Below are 14,545 nucleotides of genomic sequence, written 5' to 3'. Positions count from 1 at the left end.
CGATTACCATAATGACGAAACCCACTCATGAGCTTAGCCCGGCGCTGATCGTTTTAATGTCTGTGGCCACAGGTCTGGCGGTCGCCAGCAACTACTATGCCCAGCCGCTGCTTGATACCATCGCGCATCACTTTTCGCTTTCCGCCAGCTCCGCAGGGTTTATCGTTACCGCCGCGCAGTTGGGCTATGCCGCTGGCCTGTTGTTTCTGGTGCCGCTCGGCGACATGTTTGAACGCCGAACGCTGATTGTCTCCATGACGTTGCTGGCGGCTGGCGGAATGCTGATCACCGCCAGCAGTCAGTCGCTTAGCATGATGATACTCGGAACGGCCTTAACCGGACTGTTCTCCGTGGTGGCGCAGATTCTGGTTCCGCTGGCCGCCACGCTTGCGACGCCCGCCACCCGCGGTAAAGTGGTCGGCACCATTATGAGCGGCCTGTTGCTGGGGATCCTGCTGGCGCGAACGGTCGCCGGACTGCTGGCAAACCTCGGCGGTTGGCGCACCGTATTTTGGGTAGCGTCGGCGCTGATGGCGCTGATGGCCGTCGCGTTGTGGCGCGGACTGCCAAAGCTCAAATCCGACACCCATCTTAACTACCCGCAACTGTTGGGTTCTGTATTCAGCCTGTTTATTCACGATAAGCTGCTGCGTACCCGCGCGCTGCTGGGCTGTCTGACCTTTGCTAATTTCAGCATCCTCTGGACATCAATGGCCTTTTTGCTCGCCGCGCCGCCGTTTAGCTATTCCGAGGGGATGATTGGCCTGTTTGGCCTGGCGGGGGCCGCCGGCGCTTTAGGCGCGCGTCCGGCTGGCGGATTTGCCGATAAAGGTAAATCTCACCTCACCACCACGTTCGGCTTACTGCTGCTGTTACTCTCCTGGCTGGCTATCTGGCTTGGGCACACCTCGGTACTGGCGCTGATTATTGGCATTCTGGTACTGGACCTCACCGTTCAGGGGGTACATATCACCAATCAGACGGTCATCTATCGTTTGCATCCGGATGCGCGTAACCGGCTCACCGCCGGCTATATGACCAGCTACTTTATCGGTGGCGCCGCGGGGTCGCTGATTTCCGCCTCCGCCTGGCAACATGCCGGCTGGGCCGGTGTTTGTCTGGCGGGTGTCACGGTAGCCTTACTTAATTTACTGGTTTGGTGGCGAGGTTTTCACCGACAGGAAGCCGTAAATTAAGCGGATAGTGAGCGTTTACCTTTGTTTAAGCTCCTTAGGGTGTTAAGGAGCTCCCCAGTCTGTTAAGGTTATGCTATTCATTTATCATGGTTATTTTTATACCGGTGAAGAATAATATAATTCTATGGAAAGCCCTGCATCCCCATCTGCTCCCAGGCCAATAGCGCCCGTTCAAGGATTCGAAGGTCGTTCACCGATAGCTATCCGTGATATTCCGGTGGCTTTTGCATCGGGTTGTAAGGCCGTTTACCCGGCTTTCGCCCCTCCCGCTTATCGTTCTCTCCTGATTTTTTCATGCAGGCACTCACGCTTTTCTCGTCATTCCTGGATTTGCCGCAGGCGGCGCTTTACCGGGCCCAATGTTCCCGCTGGCGTCTCAGTCTGCGTATCATTGGTTGCTTTATAGCCTGAAAGAATGATTTTGTATTAATAATACATTTACTTTATTTGTCACTGTCGTTACTATATCGGCTGAAATTAATGAGGTCATGCCCAAATGGATAGTTCGTTTACGCCCATTGAACAAATGCTAAAATTTCGCGCCAGCCGTCACGAAGACTTTCCTTATCAGGAAATTCTTTTGACTCGTCTTTGTATGCACATGCAAGGCAAGCTCCTGGAAAACCGCAATAAGATGCTGAAGGCTCAAGGGATTAACGAGACGTTGTTTATGGCGTTGATTACGCTGGAGTCTCAGGAAAACCACAGTATTCAGCCGTCTGAATTAAGCTGCGCGCTGGGTTCATCTCGCACCAATGCGACACGCATTGCAGATGAGCTGGAAAAACGCGGCTGGATTGAGCGTCGTGAGAGCGATAACGACCGCCGTTGCCTGCATCTGCAATTAACGGAGAAAGGCCAGGCATTTTTGCAAGAAGTGCTTCCGCCTCAGCATCATTGTCTGCATCAACTCTGGTCATCACTTAGCACAGCCGAAAAAGATCAACTTGAGCACATCACTCGTAAACTCCTGACGCGTCTTGATCAAATGGAGCAGGAAGGCACTGTTCTTGAGGCGCTGCGCTAAAGCGCCGACCCGCTCAAAATCCAGATTAATAACAGGAAAGCGGACAGGCCGGCACGCATTACTGCTGGCCTTTCTGACAACAGGTCGGCTCAGCCGATGTGAATAATAAGATCGTGGAGAACAACATGAGCGCAAATGCGGAGATCCAAACCCCGCAGCAACCGGCTAAGAAGAAAGGCAAACGCAAAACAGCGCTGCTACTTCTTACCTTGCTCTTTGTTATTATTGCCGTGGCATATGGAATTTATTGGTTTTTAGTATTGCGTCATATTGAAGAGACAGATGATGCTTACGTGGCAGGGAACCAGGTTCAAATCATGGCGCAGGTGTCAGGCAGCGTGACGAAAGTCTGGGCTGATAACACCGACTTTGTAAAAGAGGGCGATGTTCTGGTCACGCTCGATCAGACTGACGCCAAACAAGCGTTTGAAAGAGCCAAAACGGCGCTGGCCTCCAGCGTGCGCCAAACGCACCAGTTGATGATTAACAGTAAGCAGTTGCAGGCGAATATCGACGTGCAAAAAACCGCCCTGGCGCAAGCGCAGAGCGACCTTAACCGTCGTGTGCCGCTGGGTAATGCCAATCTTATTGGCCGGGAAGAGCTGCAACACGCCCGCGATGCCGTCGCCAGCGCGCAGGCACAGCTGGATGTCGCCATTCAACAGTACAATGCCAACCAGGCAATGATACTCAACAGTAATCTGGAAGATCAGCCTGCGGTTCAACAAGCGGCGACCGAAGTGCGTAACGCCTGGCTGGCGCTGGAGCGTACTCGCATCGTCAGTCCAATGACCGGTTATGTCTCCCGCCGCGCCGTCCAGCCTGGCGCGCAGATCAGCCCCACCACGCCGCTGATGGCCGTGGTGCCTGCAACCGATCTGTGGGTGGACGCTAACTTTAAAGAGACCCAATTAGCGAATATGCGCATTGGGCAGCCAGTGACGATTATTACTGACATTTATGGCGACGACGTAAAATACACCGGTAAAGTCGTCGGTCTGGATATGGGAACAGGCAGCGCCTTCTCCCTGCTGCCCGCGCAAAATGCGACGGGTAACTGGATTAAAGTGGTTCAACGTCTGCCGGTACGCGTCGAACTGGACGCCCGCCAGTTAGAACAACATCCGCTGCGTATTGGTTTATCGACGCTGGTCACCGTGGATACCGCTAATCGCGACGGTCAGGTACTGGCCAGCCAGGTACGAACGACGCCGGTTGCCGAAAGTAACGCACGCGAAATTAATCTCGCGCCGGTCAATAAACTGATCGACGACATCGTACAGGCTAACGCGGGTTAATCCTGAGGTGCGTGTGATGCAACAGCAAAAACCGCTGGAGGGCGCGCAGCTCGTCATCATGACGATCGCGCTGTCGCTGGCGACATTCATGCAGGTGCTAGACTCCACCATTGCCAACGTGGCGATTCCGACCATCGCCGGGAACCTGGGTTCTTCCCTAAGCCAGGGGACATGGGTTATCACCTCTTTCGGGGTGGCGAACGCTATCTCGATTCCCTTAACCGGCTGGCTGGCGAAACGTTTTGGCGAAGTCAAACTGTTCATGTGGTCGACGGTCGCCTTTGCCGCGGCCTCCTGGGCCTGTGGCGTATCCAGCAGCCTGAATATGCTTATCTTCTTCCGCGTGGTGCAGGGCGTGGTCGCCGGGCCGCTGATTCCGCTCTCGCAAAGCCTGTTGCTGAATAACTATCCGCCTGCAAAGCGCTCCATTGCGCTGGCGCTCTGGTCAATGACCGTCATTGTCGCGCCGATTTGCGGCCCGATTCTGGGGGGCTACATCAGTGATAATTACCACTGGGGATGGATTTTCTTCATCAACGTGCCGATTGGCATCGCCGTCGTCCTGATGACGTTACACACGCTGCGCGGACGTGAAACGCATACCGAACGGCGACGTATTGACGCCGTCGGGCTGGCGTTACTGGTGATTGGCATCGGCAGCCTGCAAATTATGCTCGATCGCGGTAAAGAGCTGGACTGGTTCTCCTCACAGGAAATTATCATCCTGACCGTGGTCGCCGTCATCGCCATCAGTTTCCTGATCGTCTGGGAACTGACCGACGATCACCCTATCGTCGATCTTTCTCTTTTTAAATCGCGTAACTTCACGATTGGCTGCTTGTGCATCAGCCTTGCCTATATGCTCTATTTCGGCGCCATTGTTCTACTGCCGCAGCTTTTGCAAGAGGTGTACGGCTATACCGCAACGTGGGCAGGTCTGGCGTCGGCGCCAGTCGGCATTATTCCGGTAATTTTGTCGCCGATTATCGGACGCTTCGCGCATAAACTGGATATGCGCAGGCTGGTCACGTTCAGCTTCATTATGTACGCCGTCTGTTTTTACTGGCGCGCCTGGACGTTCGAACCGGGTATGGATTTCGGCGCTTCCGCATGGCCGCAGTTTATTCAGGGATTTGCCGTCGCCTGCTTCTTTATGCCGCTGACCACCATTACGCTCTCCGGGTTACCGCCAGAACGGCTGGCGGCGGCATCAAGCCTGTCGAACTTCACGCGAACGCTGGCGGGCTCCATCGGCACCTCGATTACCACCACTATGTGGACCGATCGTGAGTCGCTACACCATGCGCAGCTCACCGAGTCGATTACGGCGTATAATCCAAACGCTCAGGCTATGTACGATAAACTGGAAGGCTTAGGGATGACGCACCAACAGGCGTCAGGCTGGATAGCCCAGCAAATCACGAATCAGGGGCTGATTATTTCCGCCAACGAAATCTTCTGGATGTCGGCGGGGATCTTCCTGGTGCTGCTCGGCCTGGTGTGGTTCGCCAAACCGCCCTTCGGTGCGGGCGGCGGCGGTGGCGGCGCGCACTAACTATCTGATAAAAGGGATCTGCGGATCCCTTTTTTAGTAGACCAACAATCAGAAGAAATATTTGAATCTCAGACGCCCGCCGTAACGCGCATCTTCACTGTTATCGCCATTATTCGGATTGGCCTCTACCCATGAAGCATAGGCACCGAGGTAGATGTTAAAGTTTTTCATATCCATCACGTTGGGGAATAAATATGAGGCATGAATAGTGTGAATGTCATAATTGCCGGGATCGGTGATCCAACAATCGTCCTCACAAACGGCATCGATATTAGTAGCATTGAAGGCTTCGATTTTGTTATGCGCATAGATATAACCCAGTTCAAATCGATGCCACAGCGCATTCACTCCAGCGGTAAAATCTGTCTCATCGGTCGCGTCCATATAGGCGGTATTCAGGTTAATCACTGCGCCATCTTCCGGATCAGTTTTTTGACCATTCCAGGTCATGGTAAAACCATAGCCCGTACGATCTGACTGATCGATCCACTTCCCATTCTCATAATAGCCATAGGCGTTGTTAACGACGTTACTTTCCATCGCTATCGCCGTTGAAAAACGCCCGTTTTGCCAGGCGATAACCGGACGGACGTAAGCCACGTTTTTATCGTTGGTTAAATCCATTCCGTGGTACTGCTTCTCGGTATATAACGTACTGCCATTTTCCAGCAATGTGTTAACTTCGAAATACCAGTTGTCGATGGTTTTACTCAGCAGGAAGTTACCCCCACTGTCGCTACGTCCCCGTCCTTCTTTCATCATATAGATATAGCCGTAACCGTCACTGTAAAGATCGTTCGCTGTATTCCCCGAATATTCAATAAACGTATCCTGATTCAGCGGGAACATATCGTAGGCTTCAAAACGACCAACCTTAATTTTCCAGTCATTCTCACGACCAAAGAAGAAAACGGCATCATCAAGGTTCATTTTTCCGGTCAGGTCCGCCAGAGGCTGTACAGAGAATCCGGCAAAATTACCGTTGTCCAGCCGCTGGTAGCCATCAAAGCCCAACAACAGGCGTCCGTTAATATCCCAGCGTTCATTGGTTCCTGATGCCCAATCTTTATTCGCTGACGTTCTCATCGAGGTCAGGCTACCGGAACGGCTTGCCGCATCCATATTAAATTCGACATCGCCATAGAACTTAATATCGCTGAATCCGGATAAGGTCAGCTTCGGCGGCGTTTTATCTGCTGCAATGGGCTCGGCGGACTGGACATTCACCGTCGGCGTAGCGGCGACCTGCTGCTGTTTCAGCGAGCGAATTTGCGCCTCGGCATCGGATGCCCGTTTTTCAGCATTAACAACACGTTGCTCCAGTTCAGCCAGACGCTGCTCAATAGTGATATTATTCGCTGCCCAAAGGTTATGAGAAAAGCAAGCACCGATCATCAGCGCCAAATATTTAGCCTTCATTTTTTATCCCTTAAGTTTGATGTATACCAGATAAGATTTGCTAAAAACCCCATCGACCGGCTATTAGTAGAGTCTTGTTATTACCTGGATATCTGGCGCATTCCATTATGTTTTTCTATTAATTATTTATGATTTTTAGTTTATGTGATCAATACACTCTGGCATCGTGAGTTATCCGCCTTTTCTGTTTACCAGATCACATTTTATTATTTAACAGGCCAGGCATTACTTAATTTAAAATGTATTCTTGCCGCAAATATAATAAACGCAAATTATATTAAGCAATAAAAAACCCCGGCCATAGACCGGGGTTAATTTAAATACTGGAAACGCTTACCAATAAGACTAAATATGCAGTTCCTGCAGTTTTTCTTTCGGCAGCGCCAGCTCTTTATTGCTGTTCACGCGCACATCACACTCCAGAATATGACGGGCAATGTCCTGCGCTTCACTGAGCGAGTGCATCTGATACGTACCGCACTGGTAAACGTTCAGCTCCGGGATCTGGTTTTGATCCTGCACTTTCAGCACATCCGCCATCGCCGCTTTCCACGCGTCGGCAACACGCTGCTCGTCCGGCGTGCCAATCAGGCTCATGTAAAAGCCGGTGCGGCAGCCCATCGGCGAGATATCGATAATCTCAACGCCGTTACCGTTGAGGTGGTCGCGCATAAAGCCAGCAAACAGATGCTCAAGCGTATGAATCCCTTTTTCCGGCATCACTTCTTTGTTCGGAATGCAAAAACGCAGATCAAACACGGTGATTGCGTCGCCATGCGGGGTGTTCATCGTTTTTGCAACCCGGACCGCCGGCGCTTGCATCCGGGTATGATCGACTGCGAAGCTATCTAATAATGGCATTTAGTCACCTCCGATAATTTTTTAAAAATAAACTGAACTCTTTGTTCCGGGGCGAGTCTGAGTATATGAAAGACGCGCATTTGTTATCATCATCCCTGTTTTCAGCGATGAAATTTTGGCCACTCCGTGAGTGGCCTTTTTCTTTTGGGTCAGGCGTGTTTTGCAAGCCATGCGGCAAACGGCTCGGTATCCGCCGCCTCAATCTCCTGCTGACGACGTACTGAAGCGTCACGTTCAGCAATAAACTCTTCTTCCTGTAAAATCTCCAGCGGCTCTTCGCGTAACAGATTACGGTAAGCCTCACCGAACGCTTTCCCGGTGCCGCCAATGCCTTCATCAATCATAGACCGTAGGATCCGGGCGGAGAATGTCAGTTCAGGATTATCAAAGCAGGCGACCAACTCGTCACACACCTTTTGATACTCCTCTCCCCCGTGGATACTGTCCAGCGTTTGCGCCACGCGTTTCAGATCGCGGAAAAGATCTTTCCCGACTTTGGGCAGCGGGAACTGCGCAGTTTCACAGCCAATGCCTAACGTCAGGCCCGGCTTACGCCCTTCCAGAATAACGCGATTCCAGTTAGTACGCGTACATAACAGCTCATCGCTACTCATTTCCGGCGCATCGGCCAATACGCACCAGACCATAAACAGATCGAGGAAGCGCACCTGTTGCTCGTCTACGCCGATCGGTGAGAACGGATTAATATCGAGAGAACGAACTTCAATATACTCAATACCACCACGCAGAAGCGCGTCAGAAGGCGATTCGCCGCTGCGCGTCACGCGCTTGGGACGAATGGGCGCGTACAGCTCATTTTCAATTTGCAGAACGTTGCTGTTAATCTGTAGCCGCTTACCGTCTTTTTCCACACCAATCCGCGCGTACTCCTCGGAAGGGGTTTTAATCGCGCGCTTCAGACCTGCCACATACTCATGCAAATCGTTAAACGTAATACCCAGATTGCTTTGCGACTTATTGGTATAGCCCAAATCACTCAAACGCAGCGACGTCGCATACGGCAGGTAGTACATGCCGCAGTCCGTTTTTTCAAACGGTAATGTGGTTGGCTTTCCTTGCAGGAAAGAGGAACAAATGGCCGGAGACGCGCCAAACAGATAGGGGATGACCCAGCCAAAACGGTAATAGTTGCGAATCAGACGAAAATAGCCGGCAGAAATTTTTTCTTTTGCCGCTTCGCCTTCCGTAACGCCGCATTTCGCCTGCCAGAACGCCATCGGTAATGAAAAATTGTAATGCACGCCGGAGATGGTTTGCATCAAAGCGCCATAACGATTTTTCAGCCCTTCGCGATAGAGCGTCTTAAAACGCCCGGTATTGGATGTGCCGTACTGCGCCAGCTCTATGTCCTGCCCTTCCGCAATATAGCAGGGCATACTTAATGGCCACATCCGCTCATCGCCCAGTTTCCTGGCCGTATACCGATGGAGATCGCGCATAAAGGTGAGCATATGCTGGATATCGCCATCGACTGGCGTAATAAACTCCAGTAGGACTTCCGCAAAATCCGTGGTAATCCATTTATGGGTCAGCGCTGAACCTAACGCTTCAGGATGACCTGTTGTCGCCAGCGTGCCATCAGCATTGACACGCAGCGTTTCGCGCTCTAACCCGCGCTGTATCCCCTTTAACGCCTGAGGATGTTTTTCCAGCCAGGCCAGAGCCTGTGATACGTCCGGGATCAAATTGACCTCCCGCCTGTCCAAATCGTTTTAATAAGCATAACTGTAATGGCGGCCATACATGCCAAACCTACAATTATTACCACCACATCATGCCCTGAACCGTCGCCGCTGCGAGCGCAACATAGCGCAGCGCCTTACCAAGACACAAAAAAAAGATCGTCCGCCCCCACGGGATGCGCATCCATCCCGCTAACAGGCACAACAAATCACCGATGACCGGCATCCAGCTTAATAATAGTGTGGCTGCGCCATAACGCTTTAGCCAGCCAGTCGCTTTTTCCTGCCAGCGCGACGTTTTGCGCAGCGGAAAGAAACGCCCAAGAATAACGTTAGTTACCCCTCCAAGGCTATTACCCATTGTTGCTGTTAAGACTAAGACCCAGGGATGGCTGACGCCGGAGACCAGCATAGCAACCAAAACCACCTCAGAATTACCGGGTAACAGCGTCGCGCTGAGAAAACTACTGGCAAACAGAGACAGGAGCGACAGTCCGTCACTCACAATAGTCGAACATCCACGGCATCCATTCCCGCCGCCCGCGCCGCCTGTAAACCAAAATCGGCATCTTCAAATACCACGCACTGCGTCGGCATGACGCCCATCCGCTGGGCGCACAGTAGGAAGGTGTCAGGCGCAGGTTTGTGATGCTGTACGTGATCTGCCGCCACAACCGCATCAAAATAACGACGCAGCCCCAGATGCGCTAACAAGGCTTCCGCGATAGCGCTTTCGCTACCGGTACCGACCGACATGGGACGCCGCCCATGCCACGCTTTGACCACCTCAACCAGCGGCAGCGGTTCTACGCAGTCCAGCAGGATGCTTTTTACCGCGTCGGTTTTCTCACGCGCCAGTGACAGGGGATCAAGATCGGCATGGTTAAGCTCAATGATTGACTGGGCGATAAGCCAGGTTGGCGAACCGTTAAGCGCGACCATTGCCTGTTCATCAAAACGAAGACCATAGCGCCCCAAAACCTCACGCCACGCTTTGCGATGCGTGGGTTCGGTATCCAGGAGAGTACCGTCCATATCAAAAATCAAACCAGCATAACGTGCGTACATCGTGTTCTCGCAAACCGAATAACCAGACAGTACTTTATCGCAATTGGTTGATTTTGTCGCTAATAGAGATGAAGAGGTATATTCAGGATAAGGGGAAAAGCGATTGCAGGGCAGTGACGTATCCGGGAGGATCATTCACCTTATGGGCCGTTGCTGACGCAACGTTATCCTTCTGATGCCAGCGGTGATTACCGCTATCTTATCTGCATTGCTGAAAGTACGGAGAATATGGTGCATCCGGGAGGATTCGAACCTCCGACCGCTCGGTTCGTAGCCGAGTACTCTATCCAGCTGAGCTACGGATGCATTGGAAATGATGTTTACTACAAGATTTGATGTCGCATTTACTGCCACACTAAATAAGATGGTGCATCCGGGAGGATTACTCGCCTTAAGGCTCGCCCTTCGGGCCGTTGCTGATGCAACGTTATCCTTCCTGGTGCCAGCGGTGATTACCGCTATCTTATCCGTATCTTCATCACTGAAAGTACGGAGAATATGGTGCATCCGGGAGGATTCGAACCTCCGACCGCTCGGTTCGTAGCCGAGTACTCTATCCAGCTGAGCTACGGATGCATCGGAAAACTTGCTTTACTGCCGATATTGATACCGCGGTGAAAGCCGTATCAAGTAAGAGATGGTGCATCCGGGAGGATTCGAACCTCCGACCGCTCGGTTCGTAGCCGAGTACTCTATCCAGCTGAGCTACGGATGCATCGGGAAACTTACTTTACTGCAGATTTTGATACCGCGGGAAAGCCGTATCAAGTAAGAGATGGTGCATCCGGGAGGATTCGAACCTCCGACCGCTCGGTTCGTAGCCGAGTACTCTATCCAGCTGAGCTACGGATGCAAATGGCGGTGAGGCGGGGATTCGAACCCCGGATGCAGCTTTTGACCGCATACTCCCTTAGCAGGGGAGCGCCTTCAGCCTCTCGGCCACCTCACCACACGCCTCTTACGAGTGCTTCGAAGAACTTGTTCTGCTCATCGTCGCTGCGTGGCGCACATATTACTTTCTGGGACTTATAAGTCAAACAATTTTTCCAGAGCTTTTATCGTTTGCACACTTCACGCTCAATTAGTCTGTAAAAAAGCCAAAAAGAGTGTTTTATCAACAGATAATTTGATGACACGCTGGCCGCCAAAAGCGCACCATATCAACAGTGAGGTTGAAAAAAGTCATGAAGGGACAACGCGGGCGAGCGAGAAGAGAGGCTGCGTCTCACCCGAAAAGTGAGACGCGAAAACCTTAGTAACTGGACTGCTGGGATTTTTCAGCCTGGATACGCTGGTAGATCTCTTCACGATGGACAGAAACTTCTTTCGGGGCGTTCACGCCAATACGCACCTGGTTGCCCTTCACCCCTAAAACTGTCACGGTGACCTCATCGCCAATCATGAGGGTCTCACCAACTCGACGAGTCAGAATCAGCATTCTTTGCTCCTTGAAAGATTAAAAGAGTCGGGTCTCTCTGTATCCCGGCATTATCCATCATATAACGCCAAAAAGTAAGCGATGACAAACACCTTAGGTGTAAGCAGTCATGGCATTACATTCTGTTAAACCTAAGTTTAGCCGATATACAAAACTTCAACCTGACTTTATCGTTGTCGATAGCGTTGACGTAAACGCCGCAGCACGAGCTGCGGCGCCAACGAACGCTTATAATTATTGCAATTTTGCGCTGACCCAGCCTTGTACACTGGCTAACGCTGCAGGCAGAGCTGCCGCATCCGTACCACCGGCTTGCGCCATGTCCGGACGACCGCCACCCTTACCGCCCACCTGCTGAGCGACCATACCAATCAATTCCCCTGCTTTAACCCGGTCGGTCACATCCTTCGACACGCCCGCAATCAGAGAAACCTTACCTTCAACAACCGTTGCCAGTACGATAACGGTAGACCCCAGTTGATTTTTCAGATCATCAACCATGGTTCGCAGCATTTTCGGCTCAATACCAGCAAGCTCGCTGACCAGGAGCTTCACGCCGTTGAGATCGACCGCTTTACTGGAAAGATTTACACTCTCCTGCGCTGCGGCCTGGTCCTTCAACTGCTGCAACTCTTTTTCCAGCTGACGTGTACGTTCCAGCACGGCACGCACTTTGTCGCCCAGATTCTGGCTGTCGCCCTTCAGCAGATGCGCAATATCGTTTAAGCGATCGCTTTGCGCATGAACGGTGGCCATAGCGCCTTCACCGGTTACCGCCTCAATACGACGAATGCCCGCTGCGGTGCCGGACTCAGAGATAATACGGAATAGACCGATATCACCGGTACGACTGGCGTGAGTACCGCCGCACAGTTCGGTAGAAAAATCGCCCATGCTCAGAACGCGTACACGTTCGTCGTATTTCTCGCCAAACAGCGCCATGGCCCCTTTCGCCTTCGCCGCGTCGAGATCCATGATGTTCGTTTCAATCGGCAGGTTGCGGCGAATTTGCGCATTCACCAAATCTTCAACCTCACGAATCTCCGACGGCTTCATCGCTTCATTGTGCGAGAAGTCGAAGCGCAGCACTTTATCGCTAACCAGCGAACCTTTCTGCGCAACGTGTGTCCCAAGCACCTGGCGCAACGCCGCGTGCATCAGGTGCGTGGCGGAGTGGTTCAGACGGATACGTGCGCGGCGCGCTTCATCTACGTCAGCCTGTACCGCATCGCCCACTTTCAGAGCGCCCGCAGACAATTTGCCGAGGTGACCAATCGCCTGACCATATTTTTGCGTGTCGTCCACAGCGAAAGTAAATCCAGCGCCTTTCAGCTCGCCTTTATCGCCAACCTGACCGCCTGATTCCGCATAGAATGGGGTCTGATCCAGCACGACAACCGCTTCCTGTCCCGCGTTAATCGCTTCAACCGCTTTACCATCGACAAACAGCGCAGTCACTTTGCCGTTCAGTTCCAGATGGTCATAACCTTTAAATTCAGAAGCGCTATCAACGCGGATCATCGCGTTGTAGTCCGCGCCAAAACCGCTAGCTTCGCGCGCGCGACGGCGTTGCTCTTCCATGGCGGCTTCAAAACCGGCTTCGTCGACTTTGATGTTGCGCTCACGGCAGACGTCCGCCGTTAGATCGACCGGGAAACCATAAGTATCATACAGACGGAAAGCGGTTTCGCCGTCCAGGGTGTCGCCCTGCAATTTCGCCAGTTCTTCATCCAGCAGCGCCAGACCGCGCTCCAGCGTACGAGCGAACTGCTCTTCTTCCGTTTTCAGAACCTGCTCGACCTGCGCCTGCTGACGTTTCAACTCTTCGCCTGCGGAGCCCATTACCTCAATCAGCGGCCCAACCAGCTTGTAGAAGAAGGTCTCTTTCGCGCCCAGCATGTTGCCGTGACGAACCGCGCGACGAATAATGCGACGCAGCACATAACCACGGTTTTCATTCGACGGCAGCACGCCATCGGCAACCAGGAATGCGCAAGAACGGATGTGGTCGGCGATAACGCGCAGCGATTTATTACCCAGATCGGTAGCGCCGGTGACTTTCGCTACCGCTTCAATCAACGTGCGGAACAGGTCGATGTCATAGTTAGAGTTAACGTGCTGCAGTACCGCGGCAATACGCTCCAGCCCCATACCGGTATCTACAGACGGTTTCGGCAATGGTTCCATAGCCCCGTCAGCCTGACGGTTGAACTGCATAAAGACGATGTTCCAGATCTCAATATAGCGATCGCCGTCTTCTTCCGGGCTTCCCGGAGGGCCGCCCCAGATGTGGTCGCCATGATCGTAGAAGATTTCGGTGCACGGACCGCAGGGACCGGTATCGCCCATCTGCCAGAAGTTATCCGATGCGTATGGCGCGCCTTTATTGTCGCCGATACGGATGATACGCTCGCGCGGGATGCCGACTTCTTTTTCCCAGATCTCATAGGCTTCGTCGTCGGTTTCATAAACGGTGACCCATAAACGCTCTTTTGGCAGAGCAAACCAGTTTTCACCGGTCAGTAATTCCCATGCGAACTGAATGGCGTCGTGTTTGAAGTAATCGCCGAAGCTGAAGTTGCCCAGCATTTCGAAGAAAGTATGGTGACGTGCAGTGTATCCGACGTTTTCCAGATCGTTGTGTTTACCCCCCGCGCGTACGCAACGCTGGGAAGTGGTTGCACGGGAATAATTACGTTTATCGAGCCCAAGGAAAACATCCTTGAACTGGTTCATCCCGGCATTGGTAAACAAAAGAGTGGGGTCATTGTTAGGCACCAGGGAACTGCTGGCAACTACCTGATGCCCTTTACTATGGAAAAAGTCGAGAAACGCCTGACGGATCTCAGCGGTGCTCTTGCTCATAATTATCCTGAAATCAAGCTACACTTCATCCTTCAGGCCGCCTCTGCGTTGGCTGCGAGTTTCCCGGTCACGCGTTCCCGAGGCTCACTTGCCGCTTTGATGCGGCTTGAATGAT

The 14,545-nt window shown here is 52.4% G+C and carries 11 protein-coding genes and 5 tRNA genes; 4 read left to right on the top strand and 12 right to left on the bottom strand.

Annotated features, from left to right (window positions below):
- Nucleotides 1–11: 11 nt before the first annotated feature.
- The 4 genes from EOS98_RS05460 (at nucleotide 12) to emrB (ending at nucleotide 5,076) form a co-directional block, all read left to right on the top strand.
- Nucleotides 12–1,196, top strand: coding sequence for an MFS transporter (locus tag EOS98_RS05460; RefSeq protein ID WP_000165758.1), 1,185 nt, complete (start codon nucleotides 12–14; stop codon nucleotides 1,194–1,196).
- A gap of 496 nt (nucleotides 1,197–1,692) precedes the next feature.
- Nucleotides 1,693–2,223, top strand: coding sequence for a transcriptional repressor MprA (gene mprA / locus EOS98_RS05455; RefSeq protein WP_000378431.1), 531 nt, complete (start codon nucleotides 1,693–1,695; stop codon nucleotides 2,221–2,223).
- A gap of 125 nt (nucleotides 2,224–2,348) precedes the next feature.
- On the top strand, nucleotides 2,349–3,521 hold the full coding sequence (gene emrA, locus EOS98_RS05445) for a multidrug efflux MFS transporter periplasmic adaptor subunit EmrA (protein WP_001275605.1): 1,173 nt from the start codon (nucleotides 2,349–2,351) through the stop codon (nucleotides 3,519–3,521).
- 16 nt (nucleotides 3,522–3,537) lie between these two features.
- Nucleotides 3,538–5,076, top strand: coding sequence for a multidrug efflux MFS transporter permease subunit EmrB (emrB, locus tag EOS98_RS05440; protein WP_001187297.1), 1,539 nt, complete (start codon nucleotides 3,538–3,540; stop codon nucleotides 5,074–5,076).
- Nucleotides 5,077–5,124: 48 nt separating this feature from the next.
- Here the strand turns inward: emrB and EOS98_RS05435 are convergent, their stop codons facing one another.
- The 12 genes from EOS98_RS05435 to alaS form a co-directional block, all read right to left on the bottom strand.
- Complete coding sequence (locus tag EOS98_RS05435) at nucleotides 5,125–6,495, bottom strand: carbohydrate porin (RefSeq protein ID WP_000645137.1); 1,371 nt, start codon at nucleotides 6,493–6,495, stop codon at nucleotides 5,125–5,127.
- Nucleotides 6,496–6,840: 345 nt separating this feature from the next.
- Nucleotides 6,841–7,356 (bottom strand): S-ribosylhomocysteine lyase, encoded by a 516-nt coding sequence (gene luxS / locus EOS98_RS05430; RefSeq protein WP_001130193.1) that lies wholly within the window; start codon nucleotides 7,354–7,356, stop codon nucleotides 6,841–6,843.
- Between the two features lie 149 nt (nucleotides 7,357–7,505).
- Nucleotides 7,506–9,062 (bottom strand): glutamate--cysteine ligase, encoded by a 1,557-nt coding sequence (gene gshA / locus EOS98_RS05425; protein WP_126523888.1) that lies wholly within the window; start codon nucleotides 9,060–9,062, stop codon nucleotides 7,506–7,508.
- A gap of 76 nt (nucleotides 9,063–9,138) precedes the next feature.
- Nucleotides 9,139–9,564 (bottom strand): YqaA family protein, encoded by a 426-nt coding sequence (locus tag EOS98_RS05420; RefSeq protein WP_001279499.1) that lies wholly within the window; start codon nucleotides 9,562–9,564, stop codon nucleotides 9,139–9,141.
- Nucleotides 9,561–10,127 (bottom strand): fructose-1-phosphate/6-phosphogluconate phosphatase, encoded by a 567-nt coding sequence (yqaB, locus tag EOS98_RS05415; protein WP_000271296.1) that lies wholly within the window; start codon nucleotides 10,125–10,127, stop codon nucleotides 9,561–9,563. Before yqaB ends, EOS98_RS05420 begins: the two co-directional genes overlap by 4 nt.
- Before the next feature lie 229 nt (nucleotides 10,128–10,356).
- A tRNA-Arg gene (locus EOS98_RS05410) sits at nucleotides 10,357–10,433 on the bottom strand.
- 193 nt (nucleotides 10,434–10,626) lie between these two features.
- Nucleotides 10,627–10,703 (bottom strand) — tRNA-Arg (locus EOS98_RS05405).
- A 62-nt stretch (nucleotides 10,704–10,765) separates the two neighbouring features.
- Nucleotides 10,766–10,842 (bottom strand) — tRNA-Arg (locus tag EOS98_RS05400).
- A 61-nt stretch (nucleotides 10,843–10,903) separates the two neighbouring features.
- Nucleotides 10,904–10,980, bottom strand: a tRNA-Arg gene (locus EOS98_RS05395).
- A gap of 3 nt (nucleotides 10,981–10,983) precedes the next feature.
- Nucleotides 10,984–11,076 (bottom strand) — tRNA-Ser (locus EOS98_RS05390).
- Nucleotides 11,077–11,379: 303 nt separating this feature from the next.
- Nucleotides 11,380–11,565: a carbon storage regulator CsrA gene (gene csrA, locus EOS98_RS05385; RefSeq protein WP_000906486.1), complete on the bottom strand. Its 186-nt coding sequence runs from the start codon at nucleotides 11,563–11,565 to the stop codon at nucleotides 11,380–11,382.
- 234 nt (nucleotides 11,566–11,799) lie between these two features.
- Nucleotides 11,800–14,430 carry an alanine--tRNA ligase gene (gene alaS / locus EOS98_RS05380; RefSeq protein WP_126523887.1) on the bottom strand — a complete coding sequence of 877 codons (2,631 nt, stop codon included), beginning with the start codon at nucleotides 14,428–14,430 and terminating at the stop codon, nucleotides 11,800–11,802.
- Nucleotides 14,431–14,545: the final 115 nt, after the last annotated feature.

Source organism: Salmonella sp. SSDFZ69, assembly GCF_004010755.1.
Classification (GTDB): Bacteria; Pseudomonadota; Gammaproteobacteria; order Enterobacterales; family Enterobacteriaceae; genus Salmonella; species Salmonella enterica.
The sequence above is the reverse complement of the archived record's forward strand: the minus strand, read 5'-3'. Positions and strand labels throughout refer to the sequence as shown.